Origin of the sequence: Streptomyces sp. NPDC096311, from assembly GCF_044763085.1 — a bacterium.
Lineage (GTDB): Bacteria > Actinomycetota > Actinomycetes > Streptomycetales > Streptomycetaceae > Streptomyces.
Window position 1 is genome coordinate 55,812 of sequence record NZ_JBIWFN010000037.1, and the last position, 5,910, is coordinate 61,721.

Annotated in this window: 5 protein-coding genes; all 5 read right to left on the bottom strand. The window is 72.2% G+C overall.

The annotated features are described in order from the left end of the window. Positions 1-134: 134 nt before the first annotated feature. Positions 135-1,013 (bottom strand): ABC transporter substrate-binding protein, encoded by an 879-nt coding sequence (locus tag ACIRA5_RS50555; protein WP_403704608.1) that lies wholly within the window; start codon positions 1,011-1,013, stop codon positions 135-137. Between the two features lie 40 nt (positions 1,014-1,053). After that, the gene (locus tag ACIRA5_RS50560) at positions 1,054-1,818 is read right to left on the bottom strand and encodes an SDR family NAD(P)-dependent oxidoreductase (RefSeq protein WP_403704611.1); all 765 of its coding nucleotides are present in this window, start codon (positions 1,816-1,818) and stop codon (positions 1,054-1,056) included. Continuing rightward, positions 1,815-2,513, bottom strand: a complete 699-nt coding sequence (locus tag ACIRA5_RS50565) for a TetR/AcrR family transcriptional regulator (protein ID WP_403704613.1) — start codon at positions 2,511-2,513, stop codon at positions 1,815-1,817. The genes ACIRA5_RS50560 and ACIRA5_RS50565 overlap by 4 nt, the downstream gene beginning before the upstream one ends. A 223-nt stretch (positions 2,514-2,736) precedes the next feature. Continuing rightward, positions 2,737-4,911 carry a SpoIIE family protein phosphatase gene (locus ACIRA5_RS50570; protein ID WP_403704616.1) on the bottom strand — a complete coding sequence of 725 codons (2,175 nt, stop codon included), beginning with the start codon at positions 4,909-4,911 and terminating at the stop codon, positions 2,737-2,739. A 289-nt stretch (positions 4,912-5,200) separates the two neighbouring features. Next, positions 5,201-5,910, bottom strand: a 710-nt coding sequence (locus ACIRA5_RS50575) for a thiolase family protein (RefSeq protein ID WP_403704618.1), incomplete at its 5' end; no start/stop codon positions are given.

Below are 5,910 nucleotides of genomic sequence, written 5' to 3' on the forward strand. Positions count from 1 at the left end.
TACAAGTCCACGCAGTCCGCTGCCGGAACAGAATCCTTTTGATCATCCGGCGGTGGCACTGCCACCGCCCACCCGACCGGCACTCCTCGGCACGTGCGGTTCCAGCCGAGTCATGCGATTTATCGGACGGCCTCCTAGGGTGTGGTGGCCGCGGTGCGGTAGAACTCGGCTGCGGTGACGGTGGCGGGGACGCCGAGTTCGGTGGCGACCGCGGTGATCGCGTCGGCGCCGACATCGGGGTCGGCCTGGCCGTCGGTGGTGAAATACGGCGCGATGAACGTCTCGTAGTGGGCCCGGACCTCGTCCGCGGTGTGCCGGCCGAGGAAGGTCTGCATGTGCCGCACCGTGGTGTCGGGGTCGTCGTGGATCACCTGCAGGGCGCGCCGGTGGGCTCGTACGACGGCCTGGACTGCGGGGTCGTCCGGGTGGATGTAGGTGGGGTCGACGGCCACGCCCACGGTGGGGATCTGGAAGTGGTCGCCGATCCAGGCCAGTACCTGCCAGCCGTGCTCGGCGGCTATCGCCTCCGGTGCCATGGTGCTGCCGACCAGGGCGGCGTCGATGCTGCCGTCGTGCAGCCGGCGCAGGTCCATGCCGTAGTCGCCGGGCGGGCGGACGACGCTGTGGATGTCGCGGTCCGGGTCGAGGCCGGCCCGGCGCAGCACGATCCGGGTGAAGCACCCGGGTGCGGTGCGGGGGGCGTGTACCGCCAGCCGCCGGCCGGCCAGGTCGGCCAGGGAGGTCAGGCCGGGGCGGGCGAGGAACCAGAACAGCGGGCGGGTGGTGTTGACATGGAGCGCGACCCAGGGGATGCCGCCGGTGAGCCGGGACAGCAGTGCCCGGCCGAGCCCGATGGTGGCGCCGCGGCGCAGCCGCTCCTCGTCCCAGGAGCAGCCGTCGCGCAGCGCGACGTGGACGCCCTCGTCGGCGTAGTAGCCCTGCTGGTCGGCGATGTGGGCGACCAGTTCCTCGTGCAGGCCCCGCCCGACGTAGGCGAGATCGATCGTGTACATGAATGTCTTTTCCTTGATCGTGTCACAGGACGGCGGGGCGTCAGTACATGGACATGCCGCCGTTGACCGCGGCCGTGGTGCCGGTCATGAAGGCGTTGTCCTCGCCGGCGTAGAAGGCGACCGCCTGGGCGACGTCGTCCGGGTGGGCCAGGCGGCCCAGGGGGGTGGCGGCCACCTGGCGCTGCTTGTGGGCGTCGTCGAACACATCCGTCATGTGGGCCATGCGGGTGTCCTCCACCGGGCCGGGCGCGACGATGTTGACCGTGATGCCCTGCGGGCCCAGTTCCTGGGCGAGGTAGCGGGCGAACTGCTCCAGTGCGGCCTTGGAGGTGCCCAGCGCGATCATGTGCTCCCGGGGCCGGCGGCTGAGGCCGGTACCGATGTAGATGATGCGTCCCCAGCCCTGTTCGGTCATGGCGGGTAGGACGGCTTTGGTGACCGCGAACGCCGCATGCATCTCGGCGTCGAGCTTGCCGCCCAGTTCTTCCCACGTCATGTCCTGGAACGACTTGACCGCATACGGGATGAGCGCGTTGTGCACGAGCACGTCGATGCCGCCCCATGCCGCCTGGACCTGCTCGACCATGCTCTCGACCGCCGCCGGCTCGCGCACGTCGGCCTGTACGGCCATGGCCTGGCCGCCCGCGGCCTCGATGCCGGCCACGATCTCTCCGGCCGCCGTGCCGCTGCGGAGGTAGTTGACCACCACGCGCATCCCCCGGGCGGCCAGAAGGCGCGCGGTGGCCGCACCGATCCCGCTGCTGGCCCCTGTCACCAAGGCCACCCTGCCGCTTGTCCCGGTCATGGGCCCACCTCCTGCTCCTCGTCGCGGGCTCTCGGCATGACCGCGCGCAGTTGTTCGTCGCCGAGGCCGGAGTGTCCGGGGTGTGCCGGGCGGATCGCCCCGTAGAGCACGGTGTCGACGCTCGTCCGCAGCAGATCGGCCGCGGTCCGGTCGAGTTCACGCGGCAGCTGCGAGGTGAGCAGCCGCTCCAGCGCACCGCGGGTGATCTCACTCAGCAGCTCGGGCGGCGCCGACAGCAGTCCCTGCCGGTGCCCGTCCCAAAACAGTTCGTCGAGCCGCCGGTAGACCACCGCGTCCACGCGCTGCTCCACGTACCGGCGCAGCATCGCATCGCCCCGTCCCGCCGCGAGCTGGGCCGCGCCGATCCGTCCGAGCTCACTGCCCGCCGCGATCAAAAACCGCTGGACCCGCACACCGAACGGCTGCCCTTGCGCGTCCTGGGCCGCCGCCGCCAGCGTGCGCTCCACCGCCGCGAACTGCCGGTCCAGCACCGCGGCCAGCAGGCTGCGCTTGTCCGGGAAATGACGGTAGATCGTCTTCTTGCTCATCCCGAGCTCCCGGGCGAGATCGTCCATGCTCACCCGCGCGGACCCCGGCGCGAAGAACAGCCGGCCGGCCGCCTCCACGATCAGGTCAGCACGCTGCCCGTCCCTCTCGGAAACTTGCGAAACTGATTCGGTTTCCATAGTTTCCATGCTGGCTTCCTGCCCCTCCGCTGTCAAGGCATGCCGGGCGCGGGGAACTGCGTGGCCGAAGCGGAGGAAGAGGAGGTGCACGGCGTGGACGCGTGGCTTCTGCACGCGCCGGCCGGAGCGGATCGCACGGGTGTGCCGACGAGGGGGATCGACGCCGGCCGCGTGTCCTGCGGCTGCCGGCCACGCCGGCAGCCGCAGGACGGCCGCCGGACCTGCGGGTGTCCTATCCGGCGGTGGCGAGGCCGATGAGCAGCAGGGCGATGTCGTCCGTCCGGGTGGCGGTCTGCCGCGCATGGTCGATCAGGGCCGTGGCGAGCCGGTCCATGGGCTGGGGCCAGGCGGCCCGGGCGAGTTGTGCGGCGAGCCCGCTCATGGCGTCGTCCAGGTCGACTCCGGGAGTCTCGACGAGTCCGTCGGTGTACAGGGCGAGGACGGTGCCGGGCGCCAGCGGGATCCCGGTGGAGGGATAGTCCGCGTCGGGGTCGATGCCGAGCAGCAGCCCGGGCGGCAGGTCCAGGACCGCGGCGTGTCCGTCCGGGTGGCGCACAACCGGCGGGGGATGCCCGGCAGTGGCCAGGACGGCCCGGTGGCGTGCGAGGTCGAGATGGGCGTACAGGCAGCTGACGAAGCGGCCCGGGTCCATGTCGACCAGCAGGCGGTTGGCCTGCGTGAGGGCATGCGCCGGCGTGGCCCCGGCGAGGGCCTGGGAGCGGATGGCGGGGCGGATTCGGCCCACAAGTGCGGCGGCGGTGACGTTGTGGCCCTGGACGTCGCCGATGACCGCGGCCGCGGTGGTGTCGTCCACCCGGACCAGGTCGTAGAAGTCGCCGCCGATGTCCATGCCGCGGACGCTGGGCAGATAACGGGCGGCCGCATCCAGTCCGGGAAGGTCGGGCAGCGAGTCGGGGAGCAGGGCCGCCTGCAGGGTCTGCGCGAGCTCCTTGCTGGTGTCGTACAGGCGGGCCCGTTCCAGCGCCTGCGCGATCAGTCCCGCGAGTGCGGTGAAGACGACCCGTTGCCGGGCGGGGAAAGGGTGGGGACGGTCGAAGGCGAACACGCACGAGCCCACCGGGCGTCCGGAGGCGATCAGCGGCAGAAAGGCCCAGGCGTGCAGACCGTCCTGGCGGGGGACGTGCGGACAGGTCCGGGACAGCTCCTCGGAGGTGGCGAAGAAGCTGGGCACGCCGGTGGCGAGGACCCGGACCGCGGGCGCCGGGCAGGTCAGTGGCGCTCCGTCGAATTGCTTCAGGAGCCGGGGGTGGTATCCGCTGCATCCGATGACATGCATGCGGCCGTCCTCGGCCGCGAGCAGGGCCACGGTCCGGGCCCCGAAGGCCGGAAGCATCTCTTCGGTGATCAGATCGACCACGTCGCCCACGCCCACGGCTTCGGAGAGGGCGGCGGCCAGGTGCAGCACCCGGTAGACCTCGCCCAGGCGGATCGGCTCGCCCGGGGGCATCCCCGTCCTGGCGGGCGCAGCCTGCGAGGCCCCGCCCGGATCGGTCGGCGAGATACGGACGCTCACTCCGGATCCGTCGGGGTAGAGCTCGAATGCGAGCCACCGGTCCGGCGCGGGCATGACGGTGTAGTAGCCGGGCTCCCGACTGACCACGGCGGCGCGGTAGTGGTCCTCGAAGGCCGGGTCGGTGCACCAGGGCAAGGACTGCCAGGGGCGCGTGCCGATCAGATCGGGGACGCTGCCGCCGAGGAGGGCGGCGGCGGTGGCGCTGACGTAGGTGAACCTGCCCTCGAGGTCGAGGGAGCAGCTGCCCTCTGGCAGCCGTTCGACGAAGTCCGCCGCGGCCTGCGCCTCGGCCGGCCCCCGTTTGGGGGCGGGCGGCTGCGGCAGACTGCGTGGTGCCGGTCCGGGACTGACGGCGTGGCCGGTGCCGGCGGCGTCACGCAGCAACCGCCCCAGGCGCCGACCGGCGGCACGGACCCGCTCGGGGCTCGGACCGGCGGGCCCGGCGGTGTCGGAGCCGGGCCAGATCAGCAGCAGCGTGCCCCAGGCTGTGGTGCCGGTGAGAATCGGCGCCGCTGCCACCGCATGGTGGTACGGCAGGGCGATCGCCGCGCGCGGGTATCGACGGGCGATCTCCTGGGGGTCGCCGAGCCAGACCAACCTCCGTTCGCGCACCGCCTCGGCCACCGGAACGGGACTGGACAGCGCCACCCCGAACCAGGGCGCGAGGTACTCCGCCGGGATGCCCGCGGTCACCTCCAGCCGCAGCGCCTGCCGGTCGGACGCCAGCAGGAAGACCGCTCCCGCATGCACGCCCGTGTCGCGCACGGTGAGTTCCAGCAGCCGGTCCAGCTCGGCCCGGCGTACCGACTCGGCGGGCGAAGGGGGGCTGGACCCGTAGGGCTGTGCGGCGCCGTCTTCCCGTATGGCGCACATACCAGCACCCTACGTCCGCACCGGCCGGCCCCGCGCGGGAGGCCCGGCTGCCCCCGCGCGGCAGGCCCAGGGCCCGTCACTTCTTTCGCCGTCCCCGCAACAGGGCCACCGGCCCCGGCTGCGGCATGGCTTCCCCCTGCTCACCCGTGATCCAGGTGGTGCCCCTGTGCGCGTGCTGTCGCACGGACACGTGGCCGACGGCTTCGACACGCGTCCCCGTACTCCAGGGCGAAGAACCAGTGGTAGAGCTGTCGCAGCCGGGACCGACGCCGATGCGGGCGAATTCGTGTCAGCGTTCGAGGATGAGGGCGAGGCCCTGGCCGACGCCGATGCAGAGGGTGGCGACACCAACTCCCGTTCCCTTGCGGGCGAGTTGGTGGGCGACGGTGCCGGCGAGGCGGGCGCCGGAGGCGCCGAGGGGGTGCCCGAGGGCGATCGCGCCGCCCTGGGGGTTGAGGATCGCGGGGTCGAACTCGGGCCATTCGGCGAGACACCCGAGGACCTGGGCGGCGAAGGCCTCGTTCAGTTCCAGGACGGACAGGTCCGCGAAGGTCTTGCCGGCTTTGGCCAGGGCGCGGGTGACGGCCTCGACGGGGGCGAGGCCGAAGTACTGGGGGTCGGTCGCGGAGACGCCGGTGGCTCGGACGCGGGCGAGAGGTTCACGGCCGGTGGCCTTGAGGCCTTCCTCGTCGGTCAGCAGGAGGGCGGCGGCGCCGTCGTTGAGGGGGGAGGCGTTGCCCGCGGTGACCGTGCCGTCGGTGGTGCGGAAGGACGGCTTGAGCCTGGCCATGGCGGTGAGTGAGGCGTCGGGGCGGACGGATTCGTCGGCGGCGAGGACGACGGGGTCACCCTTGCGCTGGGGGATCGGCACCGGGGTGATCTCGCGGTCGAACAGGCCCTCCTGCTGGGCCTTCGCGGCCTTGCGGTGGCTGTTGAGGGCGTATGTGTCCTGCTGCTCGCGGCTGATCTTGTGTTTGTCGGCGATGAGTTCGGCGGACT